Raw genomic sequence first — 20,030 nt, 5'->3', positions numbered from 1 at the left:
ACGAGAGCGCACGCTATTGACTGCGCCCGGGGGCGACAAGGGCCGGTCCGAGGGGCGGAAGGCCGACGTGGTCGGACACCGCCGGGCCGCGGCGCCGGAGTGGGTCAGGCCCGGGGCCCGTCGCCGGTGACGGCCTCACCGATGTCACCGCCGGCCGCGACACTCCGCTCGCCCGTGGCCCGGGCCGAGCCTGCCGCCCCGCCGCCGCCGCCGCTGCCGCTGCTCGGAGGCAGCACGGGAGCGGGGCCCGTGAGCGAGACGCCGTCACCCGTGACGGCCCGCCCGATGCTCCCACCGGCGGCCACCGACCGGACGCCTTCCGCGACAGTGGCACTTCCCGTCCCCGCGGCCGGGCCGGGAGCCGGGGGAACCGGCCCCGGGGCAGGGCTGCGGTGCAACGCGTAGAGGGAGACGACCAGCCCGGCCAGGCCGATGACCGCCCCCACGATGCTCGCCACCTTGTCCGCCCGGTCCAGGCCTCCCGCGACCGCCAGGGCGCCGAGCCCTGCGGCCACCAGCACGCACAGGACGGAGGCGCCCCACACGATGATCCTTGCCCGTCGAGTCATGAGCACCATCCTGGCACCGTCACACGGCACCCAACAGGCTTTGCCCGAAGGGGAATCGGATGCCGGAATCCGCCGATAACCTTGTCCGGCCGCTGCGCCCCGCATCACTTGGAGGACCGTTGATCGGAGGACCGTCGCCCGGTGCGGAAAAGCGGGGCAAGACGCACGCGGGCGCCGAACGGGCCGTCGCCGTCGGCGGGGACGCGGAGATCGTGGTCACCGGGGACGGCGCCACGATCATCAAGAGCCTGACGCTGGCCACGGCTCCGGGGCCGGCCACCCCCGACCGGGCCTCCGATCAGGAGGTCGCGGATGCCGTCGCGCGGTACGCGTCGCGTGCCGAGCAGGTGTACGGCCGCCTGGACCTGGGAGTTCTCACCCCGCCGGGAGAGAACGCCCCGGTGATCCGGCTGACGGACGTCTTCGTCGTCCCCGCCGTGCGGGCCGATCCACCACCCGTACAACTGCCCCGGGAGCTGGAGAGACGCCTGCTGGAGGAGGGCTTCGGGGACGACGGGTTCCTGCCACCGGGCACGGACCGGGAGTCGTTCGAGCACCTGCGGAACTCCTACCTGGAACGGCCGGAGCAGGGGGTGCTGGAAGCGCTGGCCGGACCCTCCGGCGAGCGTACGGTCCTCCTCGGTGATCCCGGCGGGGGCAAGTCCGCGCTCATGCGCTACCTGACGCTGCTGCTCACCCGCGGCGAGCCGGAGGAGGCCCCGCGCCCGCTGCGGGGCCTGGTCCCCCTGATGGTGGAGCTGCGGCAGTACGCCGACGACCGCTGGCGGCACAGCGGCTTCGAGGAGTTCCTCGACCACCGGCACAGCGATTTCGGGCTCGGTGTCCCTCCCTCCGTACGGGAGTGCCTGCTGGCCGAGGGGCGGGCCTGGGTGGTCTTCGAAGGCCTTGACGAGATCTTCGACCCCCAGGTGCGGGCGGAGGCCACCGACCGCATGGCCGCCTTCGCCGACCGCTGGCCCGCGGCCCGGATCACCGTGACGTCCCGTGTCATCGGCTACCAGCGCGCGGTCCTGGACGGAGCGGGCTTCGCCCACTTCAAGGTCCAGGACCTGGACGAGGAACGGATCTCCGCCTTCCTGGACCGCTGGTACCGCAGCGCCTTCGCCGACGATCCCGCGCGGGCGAAGGAGCTGGCGCAGCGGATGACGTCGGCGACGGAGAACTCACGGCCCCTGGAGGAGATGGCGGGCAACCCCCTCCTCCTCACCATCCTGGCCATCATCGGCAGCCGCCGTGCCCTCCCGAACAACCGGCGCGAAGCGTACGAGCAGGCGGTCGCGGTTCTCGTCGAGCACTGGGACCGGACCGCCAAGCTGCTCACCGTCCCCTCGGCCCCGGCCGCCGCGGCGGTGCTGGACGCCCTGGGGCCGCCCGAGCGCCTGGAACTCCTGCGCCTGCTGGCCTCCCGCATGCAGGAGGGCCACAGCGGTATCGCCGGCAACCACCTGCACGTGAGAGACCTGGAAGGCGCTTTCGGCGACTACCTGGGACAGCGCGGAGTGCCCCGGGTCCAGGCCGTGCCCGCCGCGCGGGCCATGGTCACGCAGCTGCACGAACGCAACTTCATCCTGGCCCACTACGGGGGTCAGATCTACGGTTTCGTCCACCGCGCGTTCCTCGAATACCTGGCGGCGGCCGACATCGCGTACCGCTACCAGGAGGAAGGCCGCTGGACTCCCGACGAGCTCATCGAGGAGGTCGTGGCCGCGCGAGCCGCCGACCCCGCCTGGCACGAGGCACTGCTGCTGCTCATCGGGCAACTGGACAGCGCCGACGCGACGGCCGCCGTCGACCGTCTCCTGGAGCTCCACGCCCGGCGCCGGGATCCGGTCGATGCCTCCTGCGCGGTGCTGGCCCTGCGTGCGCTGGCGGAGGTGGCGAAGCCGGGAGCGCTGGCGGCCCGGAGCGTCGCCGTCGTCGGTGCTCTGACAGCTGTCCTGAACACGCGTGGTTCCAAAGGGCCCTGGCTCCTGGGCGAGGCCTGGTCCGCCCTGTCGTCCTTCAGCCGGTACTGGGCCGGGCGCGCCCCCTACCTGAGGTGGTACCGGCTCAGCGGCCAGTTCTCCTTCAGCGAGGAGCCGGCCGCGGTCCTGGCCTTCGCCCTGGAACAGGACGAGGAGGAGCTGGCCGCACTCGCCCGGGGGAGCTGGCACGGCTTCGACCGTCTGATGTTCCTCTCGGAGCTGGCGCTGCGGAGACCGGACGACGACGTACTCCGCGGGCTCGTCCTGCGCGAGGCGACGGCCCCCTCCGGTCGCAGAGTCCGCTCCATGGCGCTGGAGGTGCTCGGTGAGGTGTGGCACGCCAGGGAGGACGTCCGGGCGTTCCTCATCTCCCGGGTGACCGAGGACCCCGCCGAGGGTACGCGCGGCGCGGCGCTCCACGTCCTCTGCGCCTGGTGGTCCGACGACGAGTCCATCCGTGATCTGGCCATGCGGACCGCGATCGAGGGCGGCCATCCGTTCATGCGCAGCGACGCACTGCGGGCCCTCGGCCAACGGTGGCACGGCGACGAGCGGGTCCGGTCGCTGCTCATCCGGCGGGCCCAGGACGACGAGCAGGCGAACACGCGCAGCGTCGCGGTCGAGGCGCTCGAACGCTACTGCACCGGCTACCCGGACGCTCTCGCGTTCCTTATGCGGCTGGCCGCCGACGACACCGGCCAGGAGCTGCCCCGGCATGCGATCCGTGCACTCGGCGAACACGCCCCCCGGAGCGACGCGATCCGTGACCTCCTCATCAGCCGTTCCTCCGCCGCGGGCCACGAGGCCACCCGCACCACGGCCTTGGGGATACTGGCGAGGAAGTGGCCGTCGTACGTCGGCGTCCGCGAGGCACTCGTCCGTGCCGCCACGGCGGACCAGAGCCCCGACGTCCAGGTAGCCGCCCTCAAACACCTGGGCGAGCGGTGGTCCCGCGATCCGCACGTCCGGTCCCTGATCCTCCTCAGCACCCACGAGGACAGGCCCGAGCAGGTCCGCGGCGCCGCTGTGGAGGTGATCGGCGTCCGTTACGCCGACGACGACCAGGACGCCCCCAGTGTCGTCGTCCGGGTGGCCACCGACGATCGGAGCCCCGAGGTTCGCAGAACAGCGCTGTGGACGCTGGCCGACCACTGGGCCGATCGGGACGAGGTTCGCGACCTGCTGATTCGCGCCTGCGGCGACGACGAGTGGGACGGACTCACCCGCGCCACCGTGCTGCTAGGTCTGGCGAAGCACTGGTCCTCCCATCAGGAAGCGCGCGCGCTGGTCCTCGCCGCTGCCGACCACCCCTACCACTTCACCAGCGCCAACGCACTCGACGCGCTGGCGGACGACTGGCCCGACGACGACGAAGCCCTGGCCGTGCTGATGCGGATCGTGGCCGAGCACGAGGACCGCCTGGTCGGCAGTACCGCCATGAAGCTGCTGGCCACACGGTGGACGGACCGTGCCGATGTCGGTGCCTTGGTGACGAACGCCGCGGCAGATCCCGGGCACCGCTGTCGGAACACGGCGCTGCACGCCCTGTGTGAGCACTGGGCCCATCTCCCGGGCGTCCGGGACGTTCTGGTGCGCGCCGTCACCGAGGGCACCGACGACACCGACCAGCGCACCCGCGTGGGTGCGCTCAACGCGCTGGGCCTCCGCTGGGGCGGCCTTCAGGACACCCAGGAGGCCTTCCGCCGGTGCGCCGTCACCGACCCCGACCACTACGTGCGGTTCACCGCGCTCCGCTGGTGGGTGACCGGGGCCGGCGGCGAGGAGGGGGAGGCTCTGGTCGGCTCCCGGGCGGCCGGGGACGCCCACCCGGAGGTACGGCGGAAGGTCCTCCACATGCTGGCACTGGGCTGGCCGTCGAGCCCCCGCACGGGTGCCGTCCTGCGCGAGGTGGCCCTGAACGACGAGGACGAGGCGACGAGGACGGCGGCGAGGGAACTCCTGTCCCGCACGGCACTTTCCGGCGGCTGACGAAACGCGGTCACCCGAAACGCGGTCAGGAGACCGGTCGCCACCCGCCCTCAGCCGTCCAGCTTCGGCGGCCGGTCGAAGAGGTGCAGGTCACCTTCGCGTACGCCGTGGAGCTCGTACCGTGTGCCTACCAGCGGCCGGTTGGCGTACAGGCGGATCAGGGTGGGCCCGTCGCCGTGGTACCGGCCCGCCGGCCGGCCTTCGGGCGAGGGGACACCGAGCGGGCGCGGCGCTCCCCAGCCCTCCAGGTCCACGTCAAGGTCCACGTCCGCGACGATCTGCGGCATCTCCTTCCGGTACGCCACGCCCTCCAGCAGGCCCAGGGCGTACGCCAGTCCGCGCCCGGCGTACGCCCCGTCGAGGCCCCACGCCTCGCGCACGTCCCCCGCGTGCACCCACTCACCGAGCGCGACCCCGTCCAGCTTCCCGCCTGCGGCGGCGATCACCGGACCGGCCTCGGTCATTCCGCGCTCCAGCTCGTCGAGGAGGGCGGGCAGGGGCAGCCCGGCCCGCTCCTCGATGTCCCGTTCGTTGGACTCGGGCGAGAACACCCCTTTCTCCAGCCGGTCTGCGACCACCCGGGTCAGGGCGGCGGCGCAGTGCGCGAGGACATCGCGGACGGTCCAGCCGGGGCACGCGGTGCGCAGGGCGTACGCGGGCTCGGGGGTGGCGCGCAGCAGCGGGAGGAAGACATCGCGCTCGGTGCGCAGGAGGAGGCCGGGTAGTTCGGGGTCGCGTACGGGAGCAGAAGTCATGACCCTCAGCCAACCGCAGGGAGGTCGCCGGTCGCGGCGGGATGCCGGAATCCGTACGGGGCGCCTCGCATCCGTACAGGGGGGCGGCGCCTCGCATCCGTACAGGGGGGCGGCGCCTCGCATCCGTACGGGACGACCCAGCCTCTAGGGTCGTCCCATGACGGACAGCCCGCGCCCCCGCGACCCCCGTACCGCCCTGGTCGACCGCTGGCGGGACACGCTCCTCGCCACCCGTTCGGGAGCGCCCGGCCCCGACCCGCTGCCGTACGCCGAGAATCTCCTGGCCCGCTGGGACGAGCCGCAGCGGCACTACCACACCACCGCCCACCTCACGGCGGTCCTGGACCGGATCGACACCCTGGCCCCGTACGCCGCCGATGTGCACGCGGTGCGGCTGGCCGCCTGGTTCCACGACGCGGTGTACCGGCCCGACCGTACGGAGAACGAGGAGCGCAGCGCCGCCCTCGCCGAGCGGGCGCTGCCCGAGGCGGGGGTGGGGGAGGCGGTGACGGCGGAGGTCGCGCGGCTGGTCCGGCTCACCGTGACGCACGACCCGGCCGAGGGGGACGGCAACGGCGAGGTGCTGTGCGATGCGGACCTGGCGGTGCTGGCGGGGAGCCCGCAGGAGTACGCGGCCTATGCGGCGCAGGTGCGGGAGGAGTACGGGTTCTTGCCCGACGAGGCGTTCCTGGCGGGGCGGGCGGCGATGCTGCGGCAACTCCTCGCGCTGCCCAGGCTGTTCCGTACGCCGCACGGGGCCGCCGAGTGGGAGGCGCGGGCCCGGCACAACCTGGCGACCGAGCTGGAGTTGCTGGGGTCGTCGTCCGATCTGCGCTGATCGTCCGGTCCAGGTCCGGAGTGGTCGTCCGGTCCGGGTCCGGAGTGGTCGTCCGGTCCGCTGTGATCGGCAAATGTTCCGGTTCCTTCACGGAGTTGTTCCGGTCACGCCCTGGCCCGGCCCTGGGCACCTGACGGCAGCTAACGTCTGGCATCGCAGTTGCACACACTCTGACGACTCCACGGGGGGCGGCACCATGTCCAAGGGATCCACGGGATACGGCACGACGGCCGGCAGATCTTCACGGCGGCGAATACTGCGACTGGCCGGGGCCGGGCTCACGATGGCGACGCTCGGGGCCGGGCTGACCGGCTGTGAGGACACGTCCGAGACCGGCGGCGAGGGCAGCATCCCGCCGCCGCGCACCGCCTCTCCGGAAGACGGCGGCAAGGCCCCCGAGGACGGGCAGACCCCCGCCCCCCTGTGGACGAAGTCCACCTCCGCCGCGACCTACGGCGACAATGACGAGCTCGTGGCCGTGGACGGCGTCGTGATCGCGAGCGGCGACCCGCTGGCCGCCCTCGACGGGGCGACCGGCGCCGAGCGGTGGTCGCTGCCGGGCGGCGCGATCCCCGGCGCCCCGCTGCTCCTCGGCGACGGCACCCTGTACCTGGCCAGCGGCAAGTACGACGGCAGCGTCATCGGATACGCCCCGGCCTCCGGCAAGGAGACCTGGCGCAGCCACCTGGGCAAGGAGTACCGGCAGCCGAGGCCGGTCGCGGTGGACGGCACGCAGGTGTACGTCATCGCCGAGATCCTGGAGGCCGACGGCTCGTCCCGTACCAATGTGATCGCCGCCCTGAACAGCGGCACGGGCAAGCTGGTCTGGAAGGAGCAGCGCGACCTCGGCACCCAGCAGAACGGTGTCCACGCCGCCGTCCAGGGCCGCCACCTCGTCTACACCGACTTCAAGAAGAACCTCACGGTGCGCGACACCGCCACCGGCCGGCAGGTGTGGACGCAGAAGACGACGAAGACGAGTTACGGCCCCTTCGCCGTCCACCAGGACCTGGTGATCGTCCCGCAGGGGCAGAAGCTCCAGGCCTTCGCCCTGTCCGACGGGTCCGAGAAGTGGTCCGTGGAGGCCGAGCAGTTCACCACCTTCCGGGAGCCGACGGTCCTGGACGACGTGCTGTACATCGCGGACAGCGGCCGGACGCTGTGGGCCCTGGACCCGCGGACCGGAAAGAAGGTCTGGCAGTCCACGGCGCTCAAGGACTCGGGCGCGCAGGTGCCCCGGCAGTTCGTCCGGGTCGGCTCCACCCTCTACGGGGCCACCGACCTCGACAAGCAGGGCGGCATCCACGCCTTCGACGCGGAGAACGGCGCCCTGCGCTGGACGTTCAACGACAAGTCCGACGACTACCACGCCTGGCTGGTGGCGACCGACGGCAAGCGCGTGTTCGCCCTGCACGGCAAGAAGCTCCACGCCCTGCCTGGCGCGTAACGACTGTCGGTGTCGTAACGACTGTCCACATACCGAGAGCCGGGAATGCGGATAGGTTCTCCGGTGTTCGAACGAGTCATGCCCGACTCCACCTCCCGCCGCCGCACTCCTATGCCGCTGGCCGTATACATCCTCGGCCTCTCGGTCTTCGCCCTCGGCACCAGCGAGTTCATGCTGTCGGGTCTGCTGCCGCCGATCGCCGACGACATGAACGTGTCGATCCCGCAGGCCGGGCTCCTCATATCCGCCTTCGCGATCGGCATGGTGGTCGGCGCCCCGCTGCTCGCCGTGGCCACGCTGCGGCTGCCGCGCAGGACGACCCTGATCGCGCTGATCTCGGTCTTCGGCCTCGGGCAGGTGGCGGGCGCGCTGGCGCCGACGTACGAGGTGCTCTTCGCCTCCCGGGTGGTGAGCGCGCTCGCCTGCGCGGGGTTCTGGGCGGTCGGGGCGGCGGTGGCCATCGCGATGGTCCCGGTGAACCAGCGGGCCCGGGCGATGGCCGTGATGATCGGCGGGCTGTCCATCGCCAACGTGCTGGGCGTGCCGATGGGGGCCTTCCTCGGCGAGCACCTCGGCTGGCGGTCGGCGTTCTGGGCGGTGGGGGTGGCGTCGGCGGTGGCGCTGGTGGGGGTCGTCACCCGCATCCCGTACATCCCGCTGCCGGAGAAGAAGCCGCAGCTGCGGCAGGAGCTGGCGATCTACCGGGACCGGCAGGTCTGGCTGGCGATCGTGATCACCGCCCTCGCGGCGGGCGGGGTGTTCTGCGCGTTCAGCTACCTGGCGCCGCTGCTGACGGATGTGGCGGGCCTGGACTCGGGCTGGGTGCCGTGGATCCTCGGTCTGTTCGGGGTCGGCGCGCTGATCGGTACGACGATCGGCGGCCGGGTCGCGGACGCGCACCTCTTCGGGGTGCTGCTCAGCGGGATCACGGCGTCCACGGTGTTCCTGGCGGCGCTGGCCCTGTTCGCCTCCAGCCAGGTCGCGGTGGTCGCGCTGGCGTTCCTGCTGGGCCTGTCGGCGTTCTTCACGGCCCCGGCCCTGAACGCCCGGATGTTCAACGTGGCGGGGGCGGCCCCGACGCTGGCCGGTGCCACGACGACGGCCGCGTTCAACCTGGGCAACACGAGCGGCCCGTGGCTGGGCGGCACGGTGATCGACGCGGACTTCGGCTTCGCCTCCACGGCGTGGGCGGGCGCGGCGATGACGGTCCTGGCCCTGGCGGCAGTGGCGGTGTCGCTGCGGCTCCAGCGCGGCGGGGACGGGGGCGGCCTGGTCCGGTCGCGGCTGATCGCGAAGGGCGGAGCGGCGCGTGGGGAGCGTACGGCACCTGTCGCCGGGACGGCCGAGTGCGCGGCGGGGGCACAGGGCCCCTCCCCCACCCAGCCCTGAGCACCTCAGACGGCCCTTTAGCCGTCGCGCCACCCTTAAGCCGTCGCGCGCCCCTTCGGCCGCCGGAGCCCGGCGGCGGTGAGGCGGCGCACCAGCTCCTTCGAGCCGATCTCCCGCGCCCCGGCGCGTACCGCGTCCGCGTAATACGCCTCCGGTACGTCGTAGTGGTCGCGCTCGAAGGCGCGCGGCGGGCAGCCGATCGCGGCGGCGAACGTGTGCAGCTCGTCGAACGACTCGTCGCTGACCAGGTGCGACCAGAGGCGGCCGTGTCCGGGCCAGGTGGGCGGGTCGATGTAGAGGGTCACCGCCGCAGTACCTCGCCCAGCGCCCCCACCGGCGCGACGGCCACGGCCGCCTTCGTGCACACCCAGTGCGGGTCGGGCCCCAGCTCCGGTTCGACGTCCAGCGCGTGCGGCTCGTCCTCGGTGCAGGCGGGACACAGCGGCCACCGCCCGTACTTCTCCAGCAGGGCGTCCTGCACGTCCTGGGCGACCAGCCCGGCGACGAACTCCGCACCCTCGGGCCACTGCTCGACCCACCACCGGCGGTGTGTCACGGCGTCCTCGACGAGCGATACGACATCGGCCTCGGCGACATCGCCCGCGACGAGATCGGCCATGACCAGCGCGCGGGCGGTGTGCAGCGCCTGCTCCAGGGGGTTCAGCTCCATGCCCCCATTGTGCGCCCGCGTGCGGGCGGGGCGGCGCCAGAGGCAGAGACCACAGGACCACCGGGAGGGGTTGACGGGCCCCCGGGTTGAAAATATCTTTCACTTGTGACCCACGACGTGAAGGAAATTTTCAGCGGCGACTCCCCGCCCGCCCCCGCGGCCCTCGCCGCCAAGGTGCGGACGCTCGCGCCCTCCATGACCCGCTCCATGCAGCTGGTCGCCGAAGCCGTCGCGGGCGACCCGGCCGGATGTGCCGCCCTCACCGTCACCGGTCTCGCCGAACTCACCGGCACCAGCGAGGCGACCGTCGTCCGCACCGCCCGCCTCCTCGGCTACCCCGGCTACCGGGACCTGCGCCTCGCGCTGGCCGGGCTGGCCGCGCACCAGGAGTCGGGGCGGTCGCCCGCCGTCACGGCGGACATCGCGGTGGACGACCCCATCGCCGAGGTGGTCGCCAAGCTCGCCTTCGACGAGCAGCAGACCCTCGCGGACACCGCCGCCGGGCTGGACACCGTACAGCTGGGCGCCGCCGTGGCCGCCGCGTCGACCGCCCGCCGCATCGACATCTACGGCGTGGGCGCCTCCTCCCTCGTCGGCCAGGACCTGGCGCAGAAGCTGCTCCGGATCGGGCTGATAGCCCACGCGCACACCGACCCGCACCTCGCGGTGACCAACGCCGTGCAGCTGCGCGCCGGCGATGTTGCGATAGCGATCACGCACTCGGGCTCGACCGGTGACGTCATCGAGCCGCTGCGGGTCGCGTTCGACCGGGGGGCGACGACCGTCGCGATCACCGGGCGGCCCGACGGACCCGTATCGCAGTACGCGGACCACGTGCTGACCACGTCCACCGCGCGCGAGAGCGAGCTGCGGCCCGCCGCCATGTCGAGCCGGACGAGCCAGCTGCTCGTCGTGGACTGCCTGTTCATAGGCGTGGCCCAGCGGACGTACGAGACGGCCGCGCCCGCCCTCGCCGCTTCCTATGAGGCGCTGGCGCACCGCCACAGCCCGCGCTCCACCCGTTGACCCCGCACGCCTCGTACGCGTACGAGCACGAGAACACGCACAAGCACGAGCACGAGAAAGCAGAGCCGCCCTCCATGACCTCCACCACCGACGCTTCCGGCACCACCGGCACCACCAGCGCCTCCGGCACCGACAGCTACGGCGAGCTCCGCGCCCAGCTGGCCACGCTCACCACCGAGGCGTTCCGCCCCGAGCTCGCCGAGATCGACCGGCTGCCCACGGCCGAGATCGCGCGGATCATGAACGGCGAGGACGCCACCGTCCCCACCGCCGTCGCCGAGCGGCTGCCGCAGATCGCCGCCGCGATCGACGCCGCCGCCGAGCGCATGGCCCGCGGCGGCCGGCTGATCTACGCGGGCGCGGGCACGGCGGGCCGGCTCGGGGTGCTGGACGCCAGCGAGTGCCCGCCCACCTTCAACACCGACCCGGCCGAGGTCGTCGGCCTGATCGCGGGCGGCCCGTCCGCGATGGTGAAGGCGGTGGAAGGGGCCGAGGACAGCAAGGAGCTGGCCGCGTCCGACCTGGACGCGCTGAAGCTGACGGCGGACGACACGGTGGTCGGCATCTCCGCCTCCGGCCGTACGCCGTACGCGATCGGCGCGGTCGAGCACGCCCGGGACCAGGGCGCCCTCACCATCGGCCTCTCCTGCAACGCGGGGTCGGCGCTCGCCGCAGCGGCCGAGCACGGCCTGGAGATCGTCACCGGCCCCGAGCTGCTCACCGGCTCGACCCGGCTGAAGGCGGGCACGGCACAGAAGCTCGTCCTCAACATGATCTCGACGATCACCATGATCCGGCTCGGCAAGACGTACGGGAATCTCATGGTCGACGTCCGCGCCTCCAACGAGAAGCTCCGGGCCCGCTCCCGGCACATCGTCTCCCTCGCCACCGGCGCGTCCGACGCCGAGATCGAGGCCGCGCTCGCCGCCACCGACGGCGAGGTCAAGAACGCGATCCTGGTCGCCCTCGGCCAGGTCGACGGCCCCACCGCCGCCCGGCTCCTGACCGAGTCGGACGGCCACCTCCGCGCCGCCCTCGCGGCCGTGCGCACCACCTGACCCACCCCTGGGCGCCCCCACGCCCCGCACAGCAAGGCACCTCGCACCATGGCCACAGAAGACAAGAACCGCGCCACCGCCGCCGCGATCCTCCCGCTCGTGGGCGGCGCCGCGAACGTCAGCTCCATCGCCCACTGCATGACCCGGCTCCGCCTCGGTCTGCACGACCGGTCCCTCGTCGACGACGAGGCGCTGAAGGCCCTGCCCGCCGTGATGGGCGTGGTCGAGGACGACACGTACCAGATCGTGCTGGGTCCGGGCACGGTCGCGCGGGTCACGCCGGAGTTCGAGCAGCTGGTGGAGGAGGGCCGCGAGACAGCGCCCCCGCAGGCTGCCGTCTCGTCGGACGATCTGGCGGCGCAGGGCGCGGCGATCAAGGCCCAGCAGAAGGCGAAGAACGCCACCCCCTTCAAGCTGTTCCTGCGCAAGATCGCCAACATCTTCGTCCCGCTGATCCCGGCCCTCATCGGCTGCGGCATCATCGCGGGCCTCAACGGGCTGCTGGTGAACCTGGGCTGGCTGCCCGCCGTGACGCCCGCGCTGGCGGCGATGGCGTCCGGTTTCATGGCGCTGATCGCGGTGTTCGTGGGCTACAACACGGCGAAGGAGTTCGGCGGTACGCCGATCCTGGGCGGTGCGGTCGCGGCGATCATCGTCTTCCCGGGCGTCGCGAACATCGACGCCTTCGGCCAGACCCTCTCACCCGGCCAGGGCGGTGTGCTCGGCGCGCTGGGGGCGGCGGTCCTCGCCGTGTACGTGGAGAAGTGGTGCCGCCGCTGGGTGCCGGAGGCGCTGGACGTGCTGGTCACGCCGACGCTGACGGTGCTGATCTCCGGCCTGGCGACGATCTTCGGCCTGATGTACGTGGCCGGGGAGATCTCCTCCGCGATCGGTACGTTCGCCGACTGGCTGCTCTCCAACGGCGGCGCGGGCGCGGGCTTCGTCCTCGGCGGCCTGTTCCTGCCCCTGGTGATGCTCGGCCTGCACCAGGCGCTGATCCCGATCCACACCACCCTCATCGAGCAGCAGGGCTACACGGTCCTGCTCCCGATCCTGGCGATGGCGGGCGCGGGCCAGGTCGGCGCGGCGATGGCGGTCTACTTCCGCCTCCCCCGCAACGAGTCGATCCGCCGCACCATCAAGTCGGCGCTCCCGGCGGGCCTGCTGGGCGTCGGCGAACCCCTGATCTACGGCGTCTCGCTGCCCCTGGGCCGCCCCTTCATCACGGCGTGCGTGGGCGGGGCGTTCGGCGGCGGGTTCGTCGGCCTGTTCAACCAGCTCGGCGACACGGTCGGCTCGACGGCCATCGGCCCCTCCGGCTGGGCCCTGTTCCCGCTCCTGGACGGCAACCACGGCCTGGGCTCGACGATCGCGATCTACGGGGCGGGCCTGCTGGTCGGCTACGTGGCGGGCTTCCTGGCCACGTACTTCTTCGGCTTCAGCAAGGACCTGCTGACCGAGTTCAACGTCTCCCAGGACCCGGCCCCGTCGACGGTCGCGGCGACGGGCGGCCCGCACCCGACCTCGGACACGGACACGGACCCGGGCCGGGCGAACGGCCCCGGCTCCGCGGGCCCCGACTTTCCGGAGAAGGCACCGGCCCGGGTCTGACAGCCCGGGGGCGGAGGCAACGTCAAGCTGGAAGGCCCAGCTCACTCCAACAGGTAGAACGCACCCCACACGCCCGATAATGTCGTTCACGACATATTACGGTGCTGGGCGTGACATACATGCACGTCAAAAGCTGGAGCGCGAGCAGGAACTCGGCGCCGACCACAGCGAGACCGAGGAGATCCGCGCCGAGCGCGCGGAGATCCGACTCGCCATGGCCTTCGCCAAGGCGGTGTACGACCGCCGCAAGGAGCTCGGCCTTTCCCAGAGCGACGTCGCCCAACGGGCGGGGCTGACCCAGGCGAAGGTCTCCCGTATCGAGGGCGCCGATGCGGTGCCGACCCTCCCCCTGCTCCGGCGACTGGCTCGCGCCCTGGACGCCTCCCTCAGCATCGCCATGGACGAGGAGCAGGAGGAAGTCGTCTTCGTAGCCCGCACAGCGGCCTGACCGGTCCGAGGCGCGGCCTGAGAACTACGCCTCAGGTCCCGCCCCACCCCCGCCTCCTGCCCGATACGCCCCGCGGCCCCCGCTGGCTAGCGTCGTCCTATGCGTATAGGACTGCTCGGCACCGGAAATGTCGCCCGCGCCCTGGCCCACGGCTGGCGCGCCGCAGGACACGACGTCCTCCTCGGCTCACGCCACCCGAAGGAGCGCACCGACCTCGGCCCTCTTCCCGTCGCCACCCTCGACGAGACGGCCGCACACGCGGAGGTGCTCGTCAACGCGACGCCGGGGGGTGTCTCCGTGGAGCTGCTGCACTCCATCGGGGCCCCGGCGCTGGCCGGGATTCCGCTGATCGACGTCGGGGTCGGCCTCTCCGACGACTTCACCCGGCTCACCCACCCCAACAGCAGCCTGGGCGAGCTGATCCAGGAGGCCTTCCCCCTGACCCCCGTCGTCAAGACGCTCTGCACGATGGACTCCACCACGATGACCGCCCCGGGCGATCTGACCGAGCCCGGCACGGTCTTCCTCTCCGGCGACGACGCCGAGGCCAAGCGGATCACCGGGCTGCTGCTCACCGACCTCGGCTGGCCGGCCTCCTCGCAGCTGGACATCGGCTCCATCACCACCGCACGCGGCCAGGAGCACTTCGCGTTCCTGTTCATGGGGATCGCGGGCGGAGTCGGGTCGCACACCTTCAACATCAAGGTGGTGACGCGCCCGGCCGCCCGTTAAGGGAGGAGGCGGCCGGGGTTCCGTCGTCAGTGCAACGCCGGTTCCGCTTCCCGCGCAGGGCCCGAAGCGTCCCCGTCCGCCGCCGGAGCGGACGGGATGAGGAACGACGCGATCAGCCCCAACAGGACGAACCCGGCGGCCACGTATCCGCCGAGGACGACGCCGTCCGTCATCGCCGCCCGGGCCGCGTCCGCGACGGAGGCCGTCTGCGGGTTCGCGGCCAGGGGGCCGATCGCGGCCCCCGCGCTGTCGGTGACGGCCCCGGTGAGCCGGTCCGCCTCGCCCGCGGGCAGGCCGCCGCCGGTGAGGCGGTCGTTCAGCCGGGTGCTGAGCGTCGTGAAGAACACCGTGGTCAGAGCGGCGATCCCGAGCGCGGAGCCGAGCTGGCGGAAGGCGCTCTGCACCCCGGACGCCTGCCCGGAGCTGGCCTCAGGAACGTCGTTGAGGACGACGTTGGTGACCTGCGCGGTCGCGAAGCCGACGCCGATCCCGTACAGGAAGAGCACCAGGGAGACGGACCACCAGGAGCTGTCCGGGGCGGCGATCAGCCCGATCCCGGCGAGCCCCACGACCTCCAGCGCGAGTCCGACGCGCAGCTGGCCGAGCGGGGCCACCTTGGCGGCCATGCCGAAGCTGGCGCCGCTGGCGACGAAGGAGCCGATGGCCACGGGGACCAGGGCCAGTCCGGCCTGGAGGGCGCTGTAGCCGAGGGTGAACTGGAGCCAGAGCGGCAGGATCGCGACGACGCCGAACTCGCCGATGCCGATGATCAGCGTGGCAATGTTGCCGCTCCGGAACGAGGCGATGGAGAACAGGCTCACGTCCATCAGCACCCGGTCCGGGTCACCGGCCCGGCCGAGGACGATCTGCCGCCGTACGAACGCGAAGAGGCTGACCGCCGAGAGGACGAGCGCCACCAGGACGGGCGAGGGGCCACCGGACCAGGTGAGGCCGAGGACCTCCAGCGGGTGCACGGTGGTGATCCAGCCGTACGTACGCCCCTCGACCAGCCCGAAGGCGAGCAGCCCGAGAGCCGCGACGGAGAGCAGCGCTCCGGGCACGTCGATACGGCCCCGGGCCCGGGGCGAGGGCGCCATGTACAGCAGCACCCCGGCCCCGACCAGCACGGACAGCGGCACGTTGATGCCGAAGGCCCAGCGCCACGAGACGTGCTCGGCGAGCCAGCCGCCCAGCAGCGGGCCGAGCGCGGCGGCGGCGCCGATGGTCGACCCCCACACCGCGAACGCCTGGCCGCGCGCCTTGCCGGTGAAGGTCGCCTTCAGCAGCGAGAGCGAGGTCGGCAGCAGCATCGCCGCTCCGGCGCCCTGGAGGAAGCGGGCCAGGATCAGCAGCCCACTGTCGGGCGCGAGACCGGCCAGCACGCTGGTCGCCCCGAAGACGACGACACCGCTCAGGAAGATCCGGCGGGCCCCGAAGATGTCGGCCAGCCGGCCGGTGAGCAGGAGCAGCGCCGCGAAGACGATCGCGTACGACTCCTGGATCCACTGCGCCTGGACGGAGGTGGCGTCCAGGTCCTCGATGACCGAGGGGACGATCACGTTCACGATCGTGGTGTCCACCACGATCAGTGCCACCCCCAACGCGATCGCGATCAGGCCGAGCCACCGGCGGGTGGCGGACGGTTCACGCACAACAATTCCTTCCATCATGGAATAGTTCCATGAAGAAAGTAAGCTGGGGGCGATAGGTTGTCAAAGGCCGTGGGTGTGGTGCGGACCGTGGCAGTCACGGGGGTCGATCCCGGAGGAAGGGTGGCGTTGGCGTTGGCCGTGGAGGAATCGGCACACAGCGGTGTGGCGGCGCAGCGGGAGCGGCTGATCGAAGGGCTCCGGGCCTACGGCGGCCAGTTCACCGAGCTGAGCCGCCTCTTCGCCGACTGGCTGGGCCTGCACTCCACCGACGCGGCCGCCCTGCTGGAGGTCGCGGCGGCGGAGGAACGGGGCACCCCACTCTCCCCGGCCCGCCTCAGCGAGCGGATCCTGCTCTCCCCGAGCGCGACGACCGCCTTGCTGAACCGCCTCGAACAGGCGGGTCACATCATCCGCAGCCGGGAACACACCGACCGGCGGGTCATCACGCTGCGCAGCAGCGCGTACGTCCAGGAGCGCGCGGACGAGTTCTTCCGCCCCCTGGGCGTCCGCCTGGACGCCGTCATGGCCGGGCACCCGCCCGAGGTCCTGGCCGGCTTCGAGGCCCTGCTCGGCGACCTGAGCCGGAGCATGGACGGCTACATCGCCGAGCGGAGCGAGGGTGGCCGGGAGGGCGACCCCGGGGGCCCGTCGGCGGGTTGACCTGCGGGAGCCTGCGGGAGAAGGGCGGGGGGCGGGCCCCGTACGCCTACGGGGCGACAGCTCCCGGGAACTCCCCCGTCGGGAGCGACACGTCGAAGGGTGCCGGGAGGGCCAGCGGCTTGCCGAACGGCGCCGCGTCCGTGTGCTTGAACGTGCCGTCGTCGTTCGGCTCCGTGAACAGCGTGGACATCGGGCCGCGGGTGTCGAAGCGGTCGATCAGCAGGTACATCGGAACGCCCGCGCGGGCGTAGGCGCGGTACTTCTTGGTCCGGTCCTCGCGCGCGTTGCCCCTCGACGTGATCTCGACGACGAGCAGCGCCTCGGCGGCGTCGAGGGGGTCGCTGGTCTCCGGGTCGGCGGCGTCGATCAGCTCGGTCGGCATGACCACGAGGTCGGGGACGTACAGCTTGCCGAGCGGTGCGACGTGGATGCCGAGCGTCTGGTAGACCTCCAGATCGTCGGGCAATGTCGCGTAGAGACTGCGCTGCACCTTCGCAGCGATGCCGTTGTGATGCGCGTGCGGCGGCGGTACCAAGACGATCTGCCCCTCGTCGATCTCGGCGCGCCACCCCTCGGGCACGTCCAGTTCTCGCCATGTCTGGAGCAGGTAGTCCCACGCGCGCGCACCCGGTGCGTGACTGTTCTCGACGAACGCTGCGGTCATCGCGGGTCCCTTCTTCAGTGGCCTCGCCGAGAAAGCTAGATCGGAGGCTTGGCGGCCGTACGCCGCTTCTCCCAGCGTCCCACGAACGAGTGGCCGCGCGCAGGACAGCTCGCCCGCCCGTGACCTCTCCCACGGCATGAATTCCGGCCCGCCGGTCATACTGGCCGAGGACCGGGGACGAGGCCTCGGACGGAACCGGAGGGCGGGGACATGGTCGACGACACCTGGTCCAGTGCGCTGCACCGGCTCTGGCAGGCCGCCTCGCGGGCCGAGGAGGTCGCGGCGCTCGCGGACGACGTCTACGCGCCGCTCCTCGCCACCCCGGGGGTCCACCTCGTGGTGGGCACGCGGTGGGACGGGAAGCACGTCCTGCGGTACATGCGTGCGCTGAGCGCCGGGAGCGACACCCCGGTGATCGTCGCCACCACGCGGTCGATGCCCGGAGCGGCCGTACGGGAGCCGGGCGGCGAACCCGTGGTGACCCGGTCCGCCGTGGACGGGATGGACGACTCGATGTGGCCGGAGGCGGAGTTCCTGCGGCAGGCGCCGGGGGCCTCCGTCGTGGCCTGCACCTTCCGGCTGGACCAGCGCGGCTGGGCGGCACTGGCCCTCGCCGTGGACGGAACGGCGGACCTGAGCGTCGTCGAGAGCCGGCTGACGCAGGCCGTCGACGTCATCGTCGCCTGCCACACCGGCATCCTCCAGCGCGGCCGCGAGGCCCGCCGGGCCTCCGACGACGCGCTGCTCGCCGAAGCCTCGCTCCAGATGGACTCGTCCCTGGACGTGGAGGACACCCTGCGCCGGGTGGCCCGGATCGCCGTACCGGCCGTCGCCGACGGCGCCCTCGTCCACCTGCTGCGCAGCGAGGGGCCGGAGTTCGTCGCCGCCACGCATGTCGCCGTCCAGCAGCAGCGCGCGCTGGAGGAGGCCGGCCGCCACGACCCGTGGCTGGCCGCGCTGCTCGCGCGCCGGGGCGAGGACGAGGACACGGTGTTCCTGAGCGGCGCCGCGCTGGAGGGCTCGCCCTTCGCCGAAGCCGGCGGCACGGACGGTGGCGCGAACGGTAGTGCGAACGGTGGCGCGAATACCACCGCCGCCGGCGCGAGACCGGCCGGGGACGGCCCCCACCCCACCGTCGTCAGCATCAGCACCCTCCGCGCCCGGGGCCGCGTCGTCGGCAGCATCACCTTCGTCTATCAGCGGCCCGAGGCCCGGCTGCCGGACAGCGCCTTCCTCCGCAGCCTCGCCACCCGCGCCGCGCTCGCCATCGACAACGCCCTGCTCTACGAGCTCCGCCGCACCGCCGTCCTCTCGCTCCAGGAGCACCTGCTCCCCTCGCAGCTCCCCGAGAGCGTCCAGTGGGACCTCTCGGCGAGTTACGCGGTCGGCGACCCCATGCTCGACGTGGGCGGCGACTTCTACGACGCCGTACCCCGGCCCGACGGATCCATCGCCCTGCTGATCGGCGACGTCTGCGGACGCGGCGCCGAGGCGGCGGCCCTCACCGGCCTGGCCCGCCACACCCTGCGCACCCTGCTGGAGGAGGGCAACGACCCGGGCACCGCCCTCAGCCGGCTCAACCGGGCCCTGCGCCAGGAACGGGCGAGCCGCTTCCTCACCGCCGTCGTCGCCACACTGACGCCCCGGCCCGACGGCACGGCCCTGCTCAGCACGTGCAGCGCGGGACACCCCCCGCCCCTGGTGCTCCGCAGCGACGGCACGGTCTCCGAAGTGCTCTCCGGCGGCCTGCTCCTCGGTGTCCTGGACGACGTCTCGTACGAGAGCCACGAGGAACTGATCGCCCCGGACGACACCCTGGTGCTGTTCACCGACGGGCTCACCGAGTCCCGTGAGGCCGGCGGTGCGTTCTTCGAGAGCGTCCTGCCCGCGCGGCTCTCCGCCCTGCGCGGTTCCGGCGCCGCACACATCGCGGAGAGCCTGGCGCAGCAGGCCGAGACGTTCCGCGACTCCGGGCAGGACGACATCGCCCTGCTCGTGGCCCGCTGGACCGGTGTTCCGCCGGACGCGGACCTGCTCCCCCGTGCCCCCCGGATCGAACAGGCGGCCCTTCGATGATGACCATCCGAACCGGCGGACAGACGGGGCCCCGATGAACCGCGACGGACTGATCCTCGTCGTGGAGGACTCGGAGGAGGACACCGAGGCCATCCAGCGCGCCCTGTCCCGCTCCCACCCCTCCCTGCACGTGGAGTTCGCCCCGCGCAGCGACGCCGTGGTGCCGCGCCTCCTCGACCCGGCCGCCCCCACGCCGGACCTGGTGCTGCTCGACCTCAACATGCCGGGCATGAACGGTCTGGCGCTCCTGTCGAACCTGCGCGCGCAGCCCGCGTGCGCCTCGCTGACCGTGGTGGTCTTCACCTCGTCCACCTCCTCGGCGGAGGAGGACGCGTGCTACGCGGCGGGCGCCGACAGCTACATCTACAAGCCCGTCAACTTCGAGCTGTTCCAGACGGTTCTGCGGGGCGCGGTCGACTTCTGGATGGCGCAGAAGGCGTAGCCGGACATCCCCTAGGCTC

General features: G+C 72.5%; 18 protein-coding genes. 12 read left to right on the top strand and 6 right to left on the bottom strand.

The window, feature by feature from the left end:
• Positions 1–104: 104 nt before the first annotated feature.
• On the bottom strand, positions 105–569 hold the full coding sequence (locus IF17_RS0117455; RefSeq protein ID WP_063830232.1) for a hypothetical protein: 465 nt from the start codon (positions 567–569) through the stop codon (positions 105–107).
• Positions 570–688: 119 nt separating this feature from the next.
• On the opposite strand from IF17_RS0117455, the gene IF17_RS0117450 reads away from it, so the two are divergent.
• Positions 689–4,543 carry a HEAT repeat domain-containing protein gene (locus IF17_RS0117450; RefSeq protein WP_030566933.1) on the top strand — a complete coding sequence of 1,285 codons (3,855 nt, stop codon included), beginning with the start codon at positions 689–691 and terminating at the stop codon, positions 4,541–4,543.
• Between the two features lie 50 nt (positions 4,544–4,593).
• Here IF17_RS0117450 and IF17_RS0117445 read toward each other — a convergent pair whose 3' ends face one another.
• Positions 4,594–5,298 (bottom strand): maleylpyruvate isomerase family mycothiol-dependent enzyme, encoded by a 705-nt coding sequence (locus tag IF17_RS0117445; RefSeq protein ID WP_030566932.1) that lies wholly within the window; start codon positions 5,296–5,298, stop codon positions 4,594–4,596.
• A gap of 157 nt (positions 5,299–5,455) precedes the next feature.
• On the opposite strand from IF17_RS0117445, the gene IF17_RS0117440 reads away from it, so the two are divergent.
• The 3 genes from IF17_RS0117440 (at position 5,456) to IF17_RS0117430 (ending at position 8,972) form a co-directional block, all read left to right on the top strand.
• Positions 5,456–6,136, top strand: a complete 681-nt coding sequence (locus tag IF17_RS0117440; protein ID WP_030566930.1) for an HD domain-containing protein — start codon at positions 5,456–5,458, stop codon at positions 6,134–6,136.
• A 196-nt stretch (positions 6,137–6,332) separates the two neighbouring features.
• Entirely contained in the window at positions 6,333–7,583 is a 1,251-nt protein-coding gene (locus tag IF17_RS0117435) for a PQQ-binding-like beta-propeller repeat protein (RefSeq protein ID WP_030566928.1), read from the top strand.
• Positions 7,584–7,694: 111 nt separating this feature from the next.
• Positions 7,695–8,972, top strand: a complete 1,278-nt coding sequence (locus IF17_RS0117430) for a Cmx/CmrA family chloramphenicol efflux MFS transporter (RefSeq protein ID WP_167344524.1) — start codon at positions 7,695–7,697, stop codon at positions 8,970–8,972.
• A gap of 35 nt (positions 8,973–9,007) precedes the next feature.
• Here IF17_RS0117430 and IF17_RS0117425 read toward each other — a convergent pair whose 3' ends face one another.
• On the bottom strand, positions 9,008–9,277 hold the full coding sequence (locus tag IF17_RS0117425; RefSeq protein WP_030566925.1) for a DUF4031 domain-containing protein: 270 nt from the start codon (positions 9,275–9,277) through the stop codon (positions 9,008–9,010).
• On the bottom strand, positions 9,274–9,642 hold the full coding sequence (locus IF17_RS0117420; protein WP_018510974.1) for a hypothetical protein: 369 nt from the start codon (positions 9,640–9,642) through the stop codon (positions 9,274–9,276). Before IF17_RS0117420 ends, IF17_RS0117425 begins: the two co-directional genes overlap by 4 nt.
• A 105-nt stretch (positions 9,643–9,747) precedes the next feature.
• Between IF17_RS0117420 and IF17_RS0117415 the strand changes: the two genes are divergently transcribed.
• The 5 genes from IF17_RS0117415 to IF17_RS0117395 all read left to right on the top strand — a co-directional run bounded on the left by IF17_RS0117415 (position 9,748) and on the right by IF17_RS0117395 (position 14,517).
• Positions 9,748–10,668 carry a MurR/RpiR family transcriptional regulator gene (locus IF17_RS0117415; protein WP_030566924.1) on the top strand — a complete coding sequence of 307 codons (921 nt, stop codon included), beginning with the start codon at positions 9,748–9,750 and terminating at the stop codon, positions 10,666–10,668.
• Positions 10,669–10,742: 74 nt separating this feature from the next.
• Positions 10,743–11,726: an N-acetylmuramic acid 6-phosphate etherase gene (murQ, locus tag IF17_RS0117410; RefSeq protein WP_051884051.1), complete on the top strand. Its 984-nt coding sequence runs from the start codon at positions 10,743–10,745 to the stop codon at positions 11,724–11,726.
• A gap of 48 nt (positions 11,727–11,774) precedes the next feature.
• The gene (locus tag IF17_RS0117405; protein ID WP_030566919.1) at positions 11,775–13,337 is read left to right on the top strand and encodes a PTS transporter subunit EIIC; all 1,563 of its coding nucleotides are present in this window, start codon (positions 11,775–11,777) and stop codon (positions 13,335–13,337) included.
• A 79-nt stretch (positions 13,338–13,416) separates the two neighbouring features.
• The gene (locus IF17_RS0117400; RefSeq protein ID WP_051848766.1) at positions 13,417–13,785 is read left to right on the top strand and encodes a helix-turn-helix domain-containing protein; all 369 of its coding nucleotides are present in this window, start codon (positions 13,417–13,419) and stop codon (positions 13,783–13,785) included.
• A 99-nt stretch (positions 13,786–13,884) separates the two neighbouring features.
• On the top strand, positions 13,885–14,517 hold the full coding sequence (locus tag IF17_RS0117395) for an NADPH-dependent F420 reductase (RefSeq protein WP_030566915.1): 633 nt from the start codon (positions 13,885–13,887) through the stop codon (positions 14,515–14,517).
• 26 nt (positions 14,518–14,543) lie between these two features.
• Here the strand turns inward: IF17_RS0117395 and IF17_RS0117390 are convergent, their stop codons facing one another.
• Complete coding sequence (locus tag IF17_RS0117390; protein ID WP_032772122.1) at positions 14,544–16,184, bottom strand: DHA2 family efflux MFS transporter permease subunit; 1,641 nt, start codon at positions 16,182–16,184, stop codon at positions 14,544–14,546.
• A gap of 123 nt (positions 16,185–16,307) precedes the next feature.
• Here IF17_RS0117390 and IF17_RS0117385 point away from each other — a divergent pair, with 123 nt between their 5' ends.
• Positions 16,308–16,829, top strand: a complete 522-nt coding sequence (locus IF17_RS0117385; RefSeq protein ID WP_051884035.1) for a MarR family winged helix-turn-helix transcriptional regulator — start codon at positions 16,308–16,310, stop codon at positions 16,827–16,829.
• A 46-nt stretch (positions 16,830–16,875) separates the two neighbouring features.
• Here IF17_RS0117385 and IF17_RS0117380 read toward each other — a convergent pair whose 3' ends face one another.
• Positions 16,876–17,493, bottom strand: a complete 618-nt coding sequence (locus tag IF17_RS0117380) for a Uma2 family endonuclease (protein WP_030566909.1) — start codon at positions 17,491–17,493, stop codon at positions 16,876–16,878.
• Positions 17,494–17,703: 210 nt separating this feature from the next.
• On the opposite strand from IF17_RS0117380, the gene IF17_RS0117375 reads away from it, so the two are divergent.
• Positions 17,704–19,569, top strand: coding sequence for a PP2C family protein-serine/threonine phosphatase (locus IF17_RS0117375; protein ID WP_030566908.1), 1,866 nt, complete (start codon positions 17,704–17,706; stop codon positions 19,567–19,569).
• Between the two features lie 34 nt (positions 19,570–19,603).
• Positions 19,604–20,011, top strand: coding sequence for a response regulator (locus IF17_RS0117370; RefSeq protein ID WP_030566906.1), 408 nt, complete (start codon positions 19,604–19,606; stop codon positions 20,009–20,011).
• The last annotated feature ends 19 nt before the right edge of the window (positions 20,012–20,030 follow it).

It is taken from the genome of Streptomyces cyaneofuscatus (genome assembly GCF_000718135.1).
Taxonomy (GTDB): Bacteria; Actinomycetota; Actinomycetes; order Streptomycetales; family Streptomycetaceae; genus Streptomyces; species Streptomyces cyaneofuscatus.
The sequence above is the reverse complement of the archived record's forward strand: the minus strand, read 5'-3'. Positions and strand labels throughout refer to the sequence as shown.